This is a genomic window from Syntrophotalea carbinolica DSM 2380 (assembly GCF_000012885.1).
Lineage (GTDB): Bacteria > Desulfobacterota > Desulfuromonadia > Desulfuromonadales > Syntrophotaleaceae > Syntrophotalea > Syntrophotalea carbinolica.
The window spans coordinates 2,965,978-2,979,655 of sequence record NC_007498.2 but is presented as its reverse complement, the minus strand read 5'-3'; the positions used below and the strand labels follow the sequence as shown (position 1 = coordinate 2,979,655).

At 59.5% G+C, this 13,678-nt stretch carries 17 protein-coding genes; 5 read left to right on the top strand and 12 right to left on the bottom strand.

Going from position 1 to position 13,678, the window contains the following annotated elements:
* Window positions 1–9 precede the first annotated feature (9 nt).
* The 5 genes from PCAR_RS13830 to PCAR_RS13810 all read right to left on the bottom strand — a co-directional run bounded on the left by PCAR_RS13830 (window position 10) and on the right by PCAR_RS13810 (window position 4,037).
* Entirely contained in the window at window positions 10–810 is an 801-nt protein-coding gene (locus PCAR_RS13830; protein ID WP_041531386.1) for a nucleoside phosphorylase, read from the bottom strand.
* A gap of 52 nt (window positions 811–862) precedes the next feature.
* Window positions 863–1,273, bottom strand: a complete 411-nt coding sequence (locus PCAR_RS13825) for a cytidine deaminase (RefSeq protein WP_011342310.1) — start codon at window positions 1,271–1,273, stop codon at window positions 863–865.
* A gap of 72 nt (window positions 1,274–1,345) precedes the next feature.
* Entirely contained in the window at window positions 1,346–2,872 is a 1,527-nt protein-coding gene (locus tag PCAR_RS13820; RefSeq protein ID WP_011342309.1) for a mercuric reductase, read from the bottom strand.
* 117 nt (window positions 2,873–2,989) lie between these two features.
* Window positions 2,990–3,493: a peptide deformylase gene (def, locus tag PCAR_RS13815; protein WP_011342308.1), complete on the bottom strand. Its 504-nt coding sequence runs from the start codon at window positions 3,491–3,493 to the stop codon at window positions 2,990–2,992.
* A 4-nt stretch (window positions 3,494–3,497) separates the two neighbouring features.
* On the bottom strand, window positions 3,498–4,037 hold the full coding sequence (locus PCAR_RS13810; protein ID WP_011342307.1) for a glycine cleavage system protein R: 540 nt from the start codon (window positions 4,035–4,037) through the stop codon (window positions 3,498–3,500).
* A gap of 84 nt (window positions 4,038–4,121) precedes the next feature.
* Here PCAR_RS13810 and PCAR_RS13805 point away from each other — a divergent pair, with 84 nt between their 5' ends.
* Window positions 4,122–4,445, top strand: coding sequence for a peptide chain release factor family protein (locus tag PCAR_RS13805; protein ID WP_011342306.1), 324 nt, complete (start codon window positions 4,122–4,124; stop codon window positions 4,443–4,445).
* A gap of 272 nt (window positions 4,446–4,717) precedes the next feature.
* Here the strand turns inward: PCAR_RS13805 and PCAR_RS13800 are convergent, their stop codons facing one another.
* The 7 genes from PCAR_RS13800 to PCAR_RS13770 are packed head-to-tail and all read right to left on the bottom strand — an operon-like array spanning window position 4,718 to window position 10,753.
* Entirely contained in the window at window positions 4,718–5,548 is an 831-nt protein-coding gene (locus tag PCAR_RS13800; RefSeq protein WP_011342305.1) for a potassium channel family protein, read from the bottom strand.
* Window positions 5,549–5,576: 28 nt separating this feature from the next.
* A complete protein-coding gene (locus PCAR_RS13795; RefSeq protein WP_011342304.1) occupies window positions 5,577–6,407 on the bottom strand; it encodes a UbiA family prenyltransferase in 831 nt (276 codons plus the stop codon).
* Window positions 6,404–7,360: a cytochrome c oxidase subunit II gene (gene coxB / locus PCAR_RS13790; RefSeq protein ID WP_011342303.1), complete on the bottom strand. Its 957-nt coding sequence runs from the start codon at window positions 7,358–7,360 to the stop codon at window positions 6,404–6,406. Before coxB ends, PCAR_RS13795 begins: the two co-directional genes overlap by 4 nt.
* A 9-nt stretch (window positions 7,361–7,369) precedes the next feature.
* Complete coding sequence (locus tag PCAR_RS13785) at window positions 7,370–7,654, bottom strand: cytochrome C oxidase subunit IV family protein (RefSeq protein ID WP_011342302.1); 285 nt, start codon at window positions 7,652–7,654, stop codon at window positions 7,370–7,372.
* An 11-nt stretch (window positions 7,655–7,665) separates the two neighbouring features.
* Entirely contained in the window at window positions 7,666–8,271 is a 606-nt protein-coding gene (locus PCAR_RS13780) for a cytochrome c oxidase subunit 3 (RefSeq protein ID WP_011342301.1), read from the bottom strand.
* Window positions 8,268–9,899, bottom strand: coding sequence for a cytochrome c oxidase subunit I (ctaD, locus tag PCAR_RS13775; protein ID WP_011342300.1), 1,632 nt, complete (start codon window positions 9,897–9,899; stop codon window positions 8,268–8,270). Before ctaD ends, PCAR_RS13780 begins: the two co-directional genes overlap by 4 nt.
* Before the next feature lie 8 nt (window positions 9,900–9,907).
* A complete protein-coding gene (locus tag PCAR_RS13770) occupies window positions 9,908–10,753 on the bottom strand; it encodes an SCO family protein (RefSeq protein ID WP_041531911.1) in 846 nt (281 codons plus the stop codon).
* Window positions 10,754–10,918: 165 nt separating this feature from the next.
* Between PCAR_RS13770 and PCAR_RS18825 the strand changes: the two genes are divergently transcribed.
* The 4 genes from PCAR_RS18825 to PCAR_RS13750 are packed head-to-tail and all read left to right on the top strand — an operon-like array spanning window position 10,919 to window position 13,657.
* A complete protein-coding gene (locus tag PCAR_RS18825; RefSeq protein ID WP_158447430.1) occupies window positions 10,919–11,134 on the top strand; it encodes a SlyX family protein in 216 nt (71 codons plus the stop codon).
* The gene (locus PCAR_RS13760; RefSeq protein ID WP_011342297.1) at window positions 11,127–11,639 is read left to right on the top strand and encodes a rhodanese-like domain-containing protein; all 513 of its coding nucleotides are present in this window, start codon (window positions 11,127–11,129) and stop codon (window positions 11,637–11,639) included. Before PCAR_RS18825 ends, PCAR_RS13760 begins: the two co-directional genes overlap by 8 nt.
* Window positions 11,636–12,058 carry a MauE/DoxX family redox-associated membrane protein gene (locus tag PCAR_RS13755; RefSeq protein WP_011342296.1) on the top strand — a complete coding sequence of 141 codons (423 nt, stop codon included), beginning with the start codon at window positions 11,636–11,638 and terminating at the stop codon, window positions 12,056–12,058. The genes PCAR_RS13760 and PCAR_RS13755 overlap by 4 nt, the downstream gene beginning before the upstream one ends.
* Before the next feature lie 3 nt (window positions 12,059–12,061).
* Window positions 12,062–13,657 (top strand): B12-binding domain-containing radical SAM protein, encoded by a 1,596-nt coding sequence (locus tag PCAR_RS13750; RefSeq protein ID WP_011342295.1) that lies wholly within the window; start codon window positions 12,062–12,064, stop codon window positions 13,655–13,657.
* The last annotated feature ends 21 nt before the right edge of the window (window positions 13,658–13,678 follow it).

The following is a 13,678-nucleotide window of genomic DNA, read 5'->3' as shown; positions in this document are numbered from 1 at the left end:
TGGAAAGCCTCATGCCGGCATGTGGTTTTCCAGATGGCGAACGGCTTCCAGAGCGACCCGTATGGCATTGCTCTGGGCCTGGTCCTTAAGCTTCCCATCGATCGCTTCGCTGGCGGTACGTCCGGCCAGTACTCCGCAGACGCATCCTGCAGAAAATCCGTAGACACCTGCCATTTTAAACAGAGTGCCGGCTTCCATTTCATAATTGAGAATATTCAAGCGGCGATATTCTTCGGTGATACCCTGCAGCTGGCGCATCAGATAGCGGTTGGCGGATGTGTCGACGCGTTCCTGGCCCTCATAAAAGGAGTCGACGGAAGCGGTCAGCCCCAGGTGGTGGTCGATATGCAGCCGGGCGGCTGCGTTGCCCAGGGCCACGCTGATATAGGGATCAGCTGCCGCGGGATATTCGACAGGCGCGATATCGTTGGCGGCTCCCTGGCGACACAGAGCGGCATAAGAGATGACCACGCTGCCGACCTTGACATGTTCCTGGATGGAGCCGCAGGTCCCGACCCGGATTATGCGGCGGATCCCGACGCTGTACAGTTCGTTGACCACAATGCTCAAGGAGGGGGCCCCCATGCCGCTGGTGGCCGCCAGCAGGGGTTGGCCGGTGTCGAGGGTCAGCAGGTAACTGTTCAGTCCACGGTTTTCGGATAGTGTTTTCTGGCAGGACACACCCTCGCTGGCCATGGCGATTTGCCTGGCGCGCTCCGGTGCGCCGCACAGCAGGGCGGTGGTCGGTGGCGTGGGGCCGAGGTCCTCGGCACAAAAACCAATATGGTAAAGGGGGGGATTGTCCGTCACGCGGTGTCTCCTGGATAGAGTTGTGATTGTTCCAAATATTGTTATGACAGGCTTAGGGGCAAGGCGGCTTTCCGAATGCATGGGGCAGGAAATCCTGAAGTGGCCCTTCAAGGGTCAAATGGGTATCGCATACCGCCGTGATGTGCAATGTCGGGGCAAATTCCGCAAGCATCTGCAGGCAGGCGCCGCAAGGCGGGGTCGGATGTGCTGTCGCCGTAAACAGGAGCAGGGCGATAAAATGCCGCTGCCCGTCGGCCACGGCTCGGGCCATGGCTACCCGCTCGGCACACAGGGTCAGGCCGTAGGAGGCGTTCTCGATGTTGCAGCCGGTAGCGATGCTGCCGTCAGCGGCCAGCAAGGCGGCGCCTACGGCAAACCGACTGTAGGGGCTGTAGCTTTTCTCGGCCGCCTGGCGGGCTGCCTGTTCAAGCTGTCGGCGTTGTGGCTCAGAGAGAGGGGACATGTCCGTTCCTCGACATCAAAAGGGTGCAGGTGTGGATAACTTGTTAAAAACCGCCTTTGCCTGGGGATAAGTTCAGCGACACTGCCAGCGAAACCAGATGTTAAGGAGTTTCTTGATCCTTGGCGTCAAGCGGTTGCGCTGGTAGGCATCGGCCAGTTTGCGCATCATTTCCGCCTGGGTCGGGTAGGGGTGGATGGTCCTGCCGATGGCCCCCAGGCCCAGTCCGCCGGAAATGGCCAGCGCCATTTCGCCAATCATTTCGCCGGCGTGTTCGGCGACGATGGTCGCACCGAGGATCTTGTCACTGTTCTTTTTGAGGTGAACCCGTGCAAAACCGGCTGTTTCGCCATCGATAAGGCCCCGGTCGGTATCCGCAAGGGGGACGGTCAGGGTGGTGACGGCAAGGCCCTTTTGCCGGGCTTGTTCTTCATAGAGCCCCACGTGAGCCACTTCCGGAGAGGTATAGGTTACCCAGGGGATAACCATGGAGGAAGTTGACTGCCGACCGGGAAACAGGGCGTTGGCCAGCAGCATACGGGCCATGGCATCGGCCGTATGGGTGAATTTGTAGGGCGAGCAGACATCCCCGGCGGCAAAGATGCGGCGGTTGCTGGTGCGCAGACGCCTGTCGACCTTGATCCCGGTTTTGGGATCGAAGGCGACTCCGGCTTTTTCAAGACCCAGGCCCGTCACGTTGGGGGTGCGGCCTGCGGCTACCAGGATGTCGTCCACCGCAATATGCCGCGGGCCGTCGGGAAGATCCATGTCAATGTTTCTGGTGTTGCCCTGCCGGCTGATCTGCTTGGTGCGGCAGTCGAAGTAAAGCGTGATCCCTTCACGGATCATGGCCTGCTCGATCAGGGCGGCAGCGTCACGGTCTTCCCGAGGCAGTGCGCCACTGCCGTACTCCAAAACAGTGACCTGGCTGCCGAGGCGGGCAAACGCCTGGGCCAACTCGCAACCGATGGGACCGGCACCGATGATGGCCAGTCGTGAAGGTCGTTTGTTCAGGGAAAAGACCGTTTCGTTGGTCAGGTAGCCGGTTTCTTCCAGTCCGGGGATGGGAGGCGCAGAGGCTCTGGCACCGGTGCAGATGGCGGCTTTGCGGAATCTCAACGGTTTTCCGTCGACCGTCAGGGTGTCATGGGAAACAAACGTGCCCGTCCCCAGAAAAACATCCACACCCAGTTCCTGTTGGAAGCGTCGGGCCGAATCATGCTGACTGATGGCGGAACGGACTTCCTGCATATAGGCCATGGCCGAGGTGAAGTCGGCTTTGACCTTGTCGGTACCTGTGGCCCCGAAGCGGTGGGCGTTGCGGGCCGCGGAAACGGCACGCCCGCATCGGATCAAGCCCTTGGAGGGGACGCACCCGAAATTAAGGCAGTCACCGCCCATGTTGAGTTTTTCGATCAGGGCCACCCGTGCACCGAGGCCGGCGGCACCCGCAGCCGTAACCAGACCGGCGGAACCGGCGCCGACCACCACCAGATTATATCGGGGGGCTGGTTCGGGATTCGTCCAGTCGGATGGACGCACATTCTCTATCCAGATTCGCTCGGCATCGGTGCTTGCCGGACGGTTGTGACCACTGAACATGCTGCCCCCTTGGATAAAAATGAAGGTTGCTGCTGGAAAGCTTGCTCAAAGTATACTGAATGGGTCTCGGTATTCAATGAAGGGGCGTTCGGGATATTTACCGTGAAGACCGGACGGTCAGCGTTTTTTTCGTCTGAAAAGATCAGTTTTAAGGCTGGAGACTCGGTCCAGAAACAGCAACCCGTCGAGGTGATCGATTTCGTGTTGCAGGGCTATCGCCTCGAACCCCGTGGCGCGGATCACCTGCTTGTTGCCGCTGCGGTCGAGATATTGCACCACCACGCTTTCGGCCCGCGTGACATTGCCGGTGTAATCGGGTACGCTCATGCAGCCTTCCCGGGAAGCGGTGCGCCCCTCCTGTTCGAGGATTTCGGGATTGATCATGACGATCAGGCCATGGTTTTCCTTACGTCCGAGTTTGCTGTGGGATACATCGACCACCACCACGCGGCGTGTAATGCCGATCTGGGGGGCGGCGACGCCTACGGAGTGGCCGGCGGCCACCATGGTATCGATGAGATCCTGGATCAAAGAATCGACGTTCTCGTCGCATTGCGTTACCGGCGTGCAAATTTCCTTGAGTGCAGGATGCGGATAAAGCAGAATGTCCTTGACGGCCATGATCTTAGAGTTCCACGGGGGTTATGCTGCGTACGGAAATATCGATCTGCAGGTCCTGCTTTAAGCGATTCAGCACCGTGGACAGTTGCTCGACCTCGAGACCCACAGGAAGTACGGCCTCGATCATCATCACATATACCGGATTTTGTTTGGAGCCGACCAGCTTGGTATTGAGGTCGGTGATGTTGATCTGACGATCTCCCAGTTCCTTGACGACGGGATAGACGATACCGGGTTTGTCGGAACCATAGACGGAGATCATGCAAAGTTCGCCATCGAGTTGCGGTGCGGTTTCTCCGCCGGGTTGCAGTTTTCGAAGAAAGACGGACAGCCCGTCTTTTTCGAGGGCGGCAAAGGCGTTGTCGAATTCGGCCTGTTCCTGCAGATCGGGGTGGGAAATAATCAGGATCATGGCGAATTGCCCACCCAGAATGGTGCAACTCGAATCTGCGATGTTGCAACCGAGGTGGTAGAGAACTTCCGTAACCTTGGCGACGATGCCGGGGTGGTCCCGGCCGATGATGGTCAGGGCAAAATGACTCATATGTCGGTCCTCCGAAGTATCGATAAAAGAAAAATTTCTACCATGGCCGGATTGAAAAGGCCAGCCCCTTCACGGAACGGTGTCATGACAATCAATAAGCAGGATCTGGACATCACCTTTTTTAAAGCCGGCGGACCGGGCGGACAGCATCGGAACAAGACCGAAACGGCCGTCCGCATTCACCATCGTCCCAGCGGCATCACGGTGACCGCTTCCGAACGGCGTTCCCGTCAGGCCAACATCGAGCATGCGCTTGAGCGTTTGGCCCAACGTTTGGAAGCCATGCGGCGTAAACCGCGCCGGCGCATAGCCACCAAACCCGGCAAGGCAGCCCGCGAGCGACGACTTACCGGCAAGCGGATGCGCTCCCAGCGTAAGCAGCAGCGCCGACGGGTGGATGTCGATTGACCCAGCGGTTTTCCTTTGCCTCAGCTTGTTTTCATCCGGAAACGGTCCTTTTCCCCAATCTCTGCGTCAATCTTCCCACTTGCTTGTGACTTGGGCCATCCCTGGCCCTCGCCCTACGGGCAGCCGGAGGCTGTCCATTGCGCATCCTGCTCCATGATGTGGCGTAAAAACTACACCTCCGCGCAAGTGCTCGATTTTCTTGACCTTGGGAAAAATCACTCATTTCTCTTATGAAAACTGCGCAGTGTGCATCCTGAGTTTCCGGATGCACACTAGCTTGCTTGAACCAGCGGGCAGGCTTCGGAAACAAAGGGGTTGGTGCGTACCGCCAGCGAATACAGGAACGGGTAGTGGTTCAGCAGGTGCTGGGTGTAATTGAGCCACTGGCCTGTCGCAAGTTGGTAAACGCGGCGTATGTCCCCGGCAAGGTGCTCGAGATCGCTGTCCGGCAACTGGGAAAACCCCTGCCGATGCTGGAGCTCTTCCCTGAGGTGCAGCGTCGCGAGAAGAAGATCAGTAAAGGTCTCATGCTCCAGCAGGTAGGGACTTTCAAGCAGCCGCACCAGCATGGGGCCCTGATTATTGAGAAGAACCCGCAGAGAGTCCAGGTCGAATCGCCCCTGCTGAATTTCGAAAGCATGGGCGGCCAGGGCCTGCTGTGCACGGGTAAAGTCTTTGGGCAACCAGCTGCCGTCGATGGCCAACCTCTGTTCCAGAAAGCCTCTCTGGTAGTCGGCGCGAGCACAGTGGGCCAGGAGTTCACAGCCCGCCTCGCTGAAATACAATCCCACAATCATTTGCAGTTTCTGTTGCCGGGTCTGGTATTCCCGACGATTGAGAAACACTTCCGTTGCGGCGGCCAGGGTGCTGACAAAAGTACCCACCCCGGTCACGATGAGAACAACAGCCAGTGCTTTGCCGCCGGCCGTTGCCGGCGAGATGTCTCCATAGCCCACCGTGGCGATAGTCACAATAGTAAAGTAGATAGCGTCGATAACCGAAAGGTGTTCGGCAAACATGAAGCCGACAGTACCCAGAATCATTACCGAACAGAATATGGCAAGATAGATGCGAAGGCGCATTCGCTCCTTGGCAGCATGCATGTGGTTCCTCTCCTTGTCGATAGCAATATCAATGGAACAGAAGCAGGGCCATAACCGTTCCCAGAAAAACCACGCCGGTGCTGTGTTGCCAGCCAGCAATCGGTTCCCGGTTTTTTCCGGTAGCGAACGGCCGCAAGGCCACAAGGGGCCAGGTGGCCAGCCCCGTGCATAGCCAACGGACCGTGGTGGAGTCGGGCATGGTAAGGGCCGGAAGCGACAGGGTAGCGGTTGACAGCGCCAAAATCCAGACAAAAATCAGTTGCCGCAGGCGCTTGACAGGCAGGAGGTGAAGCTCCGGGAAAAGGCCGGCACGACGCAGGTCGGGGCGGTGTTGCAGCAGGATGTACCAGCTGTGAGGGATTTGCCATAGTAGCAGTATGGCGGTCATGCAGGTCAGCCGGGGGTCCTGCCCGCGACCGCCGCCCGCCAGCCAGCCGATGGCCAGCGGCAGTGCGCCGCACAGGGTGCCGGGCAGCAGAGCCAGTACGGTATGGCGTTTCAAGGGGGTGTAGACGAGGTGGTAGAGCAGGAAAATACTCAGGCTCAGCAAGCCGCTTCGTCGGTCCAGAGCGGTCAGCAACAGGGCTCCAGATATCGCCAGGCCGAGGCCGATGCTCAAACCGGTGGCCGGCTTCAGGCGTCCGCTGGCCAGGGGGCGGCAGCGGGTTCTCTCCATGCGGGCATCGGTGTGGCGCTCCTGCCATTGATTGAGCACCGAGGCGCCCGCCGCCGCCGACAGGACACCCAGGCCAAGCCAGGCTGCTCGTGCGCCGTACGCTCCGCCGGCCGCCAGGTACCCGGCCAGGGATGCGCCTGCCACTGCGCTGCATAGCGGCAGGCGCAACAGAGTGCGAATCATGGCTGCGTCTCCGTAGCCGTGGGTTGTTCGCCTGCGGAGCTGTCGGCCGTCTGAAGCAGAAAGTCGATCAGTATCTGCAGGTCCTGCTCACCGATTTTTTCGCCATATGCCGGCATGACCGCGGCATAGCCCTGCACCACCTGGCTTGCCGGATCGAGAATGCTGCGTTGAACATAATTACGGTCAACTTTTTGGGATGTGTCCGGAGGCTGTGCGAAAGCCCGCTTTTGCCCTTCGACAAGCTGCGCGAAACTCGGTCCGACCCGGGGACTGTCGTCTAGAGAGTGGCAGGCCAGACAGCCGTACTGTTCCAGCAGTTGTCGGCCTTTGGCCAGGCCTGCTTCAGGTTGCGGTTTCTGCAGCCAGTCTGCGAAGGCGTCGGGGGACAGCACCTCGACGCTGGTGATCATGCTGGCATGGGCGAGTCCGCAGTATTCCGTGCAGAAAAGGTCGAACGTGCCGGTTTCCGGTGCCCGGAACCAGACATGGGTGGTCATCCCCGGCACCGCGTCCTTCTTGATGCGGAAGGCCGGGATATAAAGGCTGTGCAGCACATCCTCGGAGACGATGGCGATCCGTACGGGCCGGCCGGCCGGAACCACCAGTTCGGGACTGGTACGGCCGCCTGGGTAGACGAAGCTCCAGGACCACTGGCGGGCGACCGCTTTGACCGGCAGGGCGTCGGGCGGTACGTTGGTCAGGGACAGGTAGCCCTGCCATCCGTACCAGAACATGCTCAATACGATGAGGGTGGGGATCAGGGTCCAGGTGATTTCCAGCCACAGACAGGAGCTTGGGATTTCTTTCGGTTGGGGTTGTCGGCTGCGATGAAAGCGGATGGCAAACGCCACCATGACACCGGTGATAAGGACCAGCAGTATCAGGCTGATGCCGAAGATATACAGGAAAACCTTGTCCACCGCCTCGGCGGTATCGAGCCACGTTGGGGTCACGTAAGCCTCTCAGCGATAAAGAACATCGAAAAAAGTCAGGCCGATAAAGGTTGCCAGGGTTGCAAGGGCGACCAGCAGCGAGATTTTGATCACCCGTCCTTCTTCTTTCAAATGCATGAAAAAGAAGATGACCAGAGCGGCTTTGCCGGTGGCGATGCCGAGGGCCGCCCAGATGTTGCCCGCCCCCAGGTCAATACGCGAAATGCCGACGGTGGCGGCCGTCAGGCACAGCAGCAGCCCCCAGGTCGCGATTAACTGACGCATGGCGCCGGTATGTCGGGTGTCGTCAGGCACGGTGAACTCTCCTACAGCAGCAGGTAGTACAGAGGAAAAATGAATATCCAGATCACATCCACCAGGTGCCAGTAAAGGGCGCTGTTCTCCAGGATGGTCGGGGATGTTCCGGTTATGCGGCCCTGGCGCACCAGGCACAGTACCCATGCCAGGATGACGCCGCCGATGATCACGTGCAGCCCGTGCAGGCCGGTGGTCAGGTAGTACAGACCGAAAAAGGTGTCATGGCCGGGCGGTGCCTGGCGCAATGTCACCGAGCCGGGGTAGAGATCGTGCTCGAATTTGGCGTGCCATTCCAGCCCCTTGTTGACCAGGAACCACAGCGCAGCGCCGATGGTACTGCCCAGCAGCCACTGGCAGAGACGGTAGCGGTTGCGGCGCAGGGCTTCGAGGGCCAGCGCCACGGTCAGGCTGCTGGTCAGCAGCAGAGCGGTATTGCCGGCGCCGAAAGCCAGACTCAACTGCTTGCCCCCGGCGATAAACTGGTCCGGATAGCGCTGCAGGTAAACGGCAAAAAGCACGAAGAGTCCGCCGAACAGCAGCAGCTCGGAGAGCAGGAACAGCCACATGCCCAGTCGTGCGCCTTCCGCATCGTGATGCTGTGCCGATGTGTTCATGGCTTCCCCGCCTTTTTAAAGTCGTACGGGCCATGGCTAACCTGTGGCAGTTGCGCGAAATTTTCGGTCGGCGGCGGCGATGCTACGGTCCACTCAAGGGTTGCCGCCTCCCAGGGATTGGCGCCGACGCATTGGCCGCGCCGCAGGGCAATCAACAGGTTGGCGGCCATGAGCATCAGGCCCACTGCCAGAATCCACGAGCCGTAGGTCGCCAGACGATTGAGTTGGGAAAATTGAAGCAGGTAGTCGTAGTAGCGACGCGGCATGCCTCGCAGGCCGGCCAGCATCATGGAGAAGTACAGCAGGTTGAAACCGATGATCATGATGCCCCAGCCCCATGTGGCCCGGCGGTTATTGTACATGCACCCGAAAATTTTCGGGAACCAGTAGTGCAGGGCGCCGAAAAAGGCGAAGCCGGTGCCACCGAACATCACGTAATGAAAATGCGCCACCACAAAATGCGTATCGTGGACATGCACATCGGTGGCCGCGGCGCCCAGCACCAGCCCCGACAGGCCTCCGATGGAAAACAGCAGCACGAAGGACAGGGCGAAAAGCATCGGCGCGTCGAGGCGGATCGACCCGCCGTAGAGGGTCGCCACCCAATTGAACACCTTGACCGCCGAGGGGATCGCCACGATGAAGGTCAGCAGGGAAAAGACCAGGATGGCGGTGTCGCTCATGCCGCTGACGAACATGTGATGTCCCCACACCAGGGAGCCCGCTGCGGCGATACCGATACTCGAGGCGACGATGGCCTTGTAACCGAAAATCGGTCGGCGCGCAAAGACCGGGATGATTTCCGATACCACTCCCATGGCCGGCAGCACCATGATGTAGACCGCAGGATGGGAGTAAATCCAGAACAGGTGCTGGTACATCAGCGGGTCGCCGCCGCGGGCGGCGTCGAACAGCCCCAGGCCCAGAATCCGCTCGGCCAGAATCAGCAGCAGGGTGATGCCGAGTATCGGTGTGGCCAGTACCTGCACCCAGGCGGTGGCGTACAGCGACCAGATAAACAGCGGCAGGCGTGTCCAGGTCATGCCGGGGGCCCGCATCCGATGTATTGTGGTGATAAAGTTGAGGCCGGTCAGAATGGAGGAAAAGCCGAGAATAAAGACGGCAAATACCGCCAGCGACACGTTGGTGGCGGTCTCGCCGGCAAAAGGCAGATAAAAGGTCCAGCCGGTGTCCGGCGGGCCGCCGCCTCCCAGCAGGGAGGACAGGGCCATGCTGGCGCCGATGATGTAGAGCCACCAGGAAAACAGATTCAGCCGCGGAAAAGCCACATCCCGTGCGCCGATCTGCAACGGCAGCAGGATGTTGCCGAAGGCGGCGGGTATTCCAGGGATGATGAACAGAAAGATCATCACCACCCCGTGCAGAGTGAACAGCGCATTGTAGGTGTCGGGCCCGACAATGGTGCTACCCGGAGCGATCAGTTCCAGGCGAATCAGCAGACCTAAAGTCACGCCGACGGCAAAAAAGGTACTGATGGAGTAGAGATAGAGCAGGCCGATACGTTTGTGGTCGGTGGAAAATATCCAATCGAACAAGGAGGGTTGGTCGCCTGAAGGTTCGAGGAAACCGCGTCTGAAGTATTCTCCCATGCGGATGATTTTTCCCATGCTGTTCCTTATTCTCCCGGTTTTTTACGGCTGGATAAAATCAGGTAGAAAGCAAATCCTCCAGCCATCAGAATAACGGCCACGGCGCTGACTCGCAACAGGTTGAAAACGTAGCGGCGTCCGCCCGGATCGTAACTGAAACAGAACTGCACCACCTTGCGGATAGTGGCGCCAAGACGTCCCTGGGCCGCTTCGGTAAGGGCCAGCGTGACGTCGAGGGGCAGCATGCGCGTGCCGTGCAGATAACGCACGATACGCCCATCCGGATTTACCACGAAGACCGCCACCGGGTGCAGAAAGTCCTCTCCCCGGCGGGTGAAACGGTAACCTGCGGCATCCAGCAGATGCCGGATGCTGGCCTCGTCGCCGGTCAGAAACCGCCAGGCATCCTCGGGGTAAGGGGCGTTCATGGCCGTGCGGTATGTCTGCCGGGCTTTGCGGGCGTCGGTCGGGCTTTCCAGTTCGTCAAAGCTGATCGACAGCACACGATAGTCTTTATCCGGCGTCAGGCGAACGTCGGGCAGAACCTGTGCCAGGCTGCCCTGCAGAAAACTGCACACGTTGGGGCAGCTGAAATAGACCGGCGCGATCAGGGTCGGCACGGTGATCAGTTCGGATAATTCGACCGGTCGCCCCTGCTCATCCAGAAACGTCGTCTCCAGGGGGATGACGGCTCCAATGCGCTCTTCCAGGCCGACTTCAGGAATGGACCTCATCGGCTGACGATGAGTATGGTGTTTGTGCCCTGTGTCGGAGTGGCCCGGCGACGGCGCAAGCGTGGAACAAAAAGCCGCTAGAAGACAGCTTACCAGAAGAATGCGGCCATGGGGGCGCGGTAGGGATAGTTTTCTCATGAAAAGGCCTTCGTGCCGATCGGTATCGGCGGTTTGGTGTCCGAACACCATGCGGTGCCCTGGTTATTATTGGTTCCTTTACATTATATGGATCCCACCGTTATATGCAATGCCCTGTTTTCAGACTTATTGCGTCGGTGGTGGGGTTCTGCTAGCATGCTTCTTATGAATGAGACCGAACAAAACCGCCTGGCGGAACTGGAAGAGCGCATTGTCGAACTGGAGATACGTTTTACGCACCAGGCTCGACAGCTCGAAGAATTGAACGAGGTGCTGACCGAAAGCGCCGATATTATCACTGCGCTGCGGCAGGAGAATATGGCCTTTCGCCAGATGCTCAAAGGCCTTTCGCCTGAAATGCTGGAGTCTCCCGATGAGTGACAGGCTGATAGGCGCGGACTTACCCAAGTTGCTGCGCGATGCCGTAGTGATTGTTCTGCTGGCGACATTGGCTGGAGCGGCCATCAACGGTCGCCTGTTGTGGCAGATCTGGTCGGGGCAGGCCCCTGGGGCGGTTGTCCCTTCGGAGACTTTGACCGAAAGCGATTTGCTGCCGATGCCTATGTCCCTGTCGGAATTGCGGGAGCTGACTGCCGGCGAGATCATATTGCTGGATGCCCGCAGTGGCGATCTTTACCTGCAGGGCCATCTGCCGGGGGCGCGCAGTTTGCCGTGGGGCGAGGTGGAATCCCTGCTGGCGGTTTTCCGCGCCGAGGTGCCGGTCGATGTTTCTGTGGTTACCTATTGCAGTGGTTACAGTTGCGAGGATTCTTTTCTGCTGGCCCAGCGTCTGATGGCTAGCGGTTTTAAGGATGTCCGTGTTTTCGAAGGCGGCATGCCGGAGTGGCAGGATGCCGGAATGCCGGTGGAGGAGGGGCAGCCATGAAGCGTTTCGAGCCTATCCTGTACCATGTCAGCCGTTTGCTGCTGGGAGGGCTGTTCCTGTACGCGGGGGTGGTCAAGGCTTTCGATCCCGCGGGTTTTGCCGGGGAGATCGCCAACTACCAGATCATGCCGTATCGGCTCAATTTTCTGGTGGCGGCCACCCTGCCTTTTGTCGAGATGCTGGCCGGATTGTTGTTAGTTATCAATCGCAAGGTGCGTCCTGCCAGCCTGGTTATCGGTGGCCTGAACCTGGTATTCATTGTGGCGCTGTCATCGTTGCTGGTGCGCGGTCTCGATATCGATTGCGGCTGTTTTCGCCCCGGCGCCCATTCGTCCGTTACCGCCGCTCTGTGGCGTGATATCGGACTCATGGTACTGGTGGTTGTGACGTTTGTCGGCAGCGTTCGGCGCCGCGCCTGAGCCATGTCGGTACTGCTGATCCATCCACCGGCGGCCAAAGCCGGTGAGCCGCCTTTGGGCCTGGCCGTGTTGCAGGCCCATCTCAAAGCGCGCGGCTTAAACGTATGCGTTGTCGATGCCAATCGCGACGCTTATCGTTATCTGTTGCGGCCTGAGACGCTGGCTGTCAAGGCCGGCCCTGCGCCATCCACCCGTTTGCGGCGCGCCCTGCGCCACGTCGACTCCTCTCTGGCATTTCTCTGCTCGCCGGCTGCTGCTGTTCATGCGGCGCGTTATGCCACGGCCGTGCGTTACCTGAACGATGCTCTGAGTCTGTATGATGGCGTTTCCGGCAGCGAACGACTCACCCTCGGGGACTATCGTCACGGCGCGTTGTCCGAATATTCCGAAGCCGATATGGATCGCCTGGCTGCCGGCGAGGAGCAGACCCTGTTCCATTCCTATTTTTGCGGCGAGCTGTTACCGGCCATAAAGCGGCAAACTCCGAGGATGCTGGCTCTGTCCATCAATTATCGCCACCAGGTCTTGCCGGCTTTTGAACTGGCAGGGTTGTTACGTCGCCATTTTCCCGGGATACCTCTGGTAGCGGGGGGCGGCATGATCACTTCCTGGCAATCCGCGCTGCGGGAAACGGGCATGCGTCTGCCGGTCTTCGATCATCTGGTATCCGGTCCCGGTGAACAGCCACTGTACGATCTGCTGGAAGCGGAATCCCGGGCGGATTACCTGCTGGAAGACCGCTCAACCCTGGCTCTGGAGCCTGATTTTACCGACCTCGACACCGCCGGCTACTTGTCCCCCCATCCGGTGTTGCCGGTGACGGCCTCCCGCGGTTGCTACTGGGCGCGCTGCCTGTTTTGTCCGGAGGCGAGCAGCCCGACGCATCCCTACAAGGCTTTTCCCGGTCATGAACTGCCGCAGTTGCTGCGTAGCCTGGCTCAACGATGGAAGGTGCGTCATTTCCACCTGACCGATAACGCCATACCGCCGTCCGCCCTGCAGGCTCTGGCGGCGCAGGCCGATCGGCTTTGCGACTTGTCGTGGTACGGGTTTGTACGTTTTGAAGCGGCATTGCTGCAAGGCGATCTGATCGAACGCCTGGCCCGTGGCGGTTGCCGGCTGTTGCAGCTGGGATTGGAAAGCGGCAGTCAGGCGGTGCTCGATCGTCTGGCCAAAGGTACCCGGCTGGCCATCGCTGCCGAAGTGCTGCGGCGGCTCAGGCAGGCGGGTATCGCGACCTACGTGTACGTGCTTCTCGGCACGCCCGGCGAGAGTCCGGACGAGGCCCGCCGGACCAAAGCCTTTCTCGAAGACCATGCCGACTGTATCGATTATCTCAACCTGGCCATCATGAACATGCCGCGGCATTCGGCGCTGGCCGCAACGGATGCCGCTGGTGGGGCCTCGCCTCTGGATCTCTACCTGCCCGTTGATGAACATGCCACGGAGCGACGAGCCGCGCGCCGTTTTTTACAACAGGAGCTTCTCGCTACGCCGGCTATCAAGGCTATCGTCAATCGTACGCCGCCGCTGTTTACCTCCAACCATGCGTTTTTTTTCAGCCCCAAACTTCAGGTTGAAACCAGCCGTAAGCTGTAAGCCGCAAGTGAACGTCAAAAC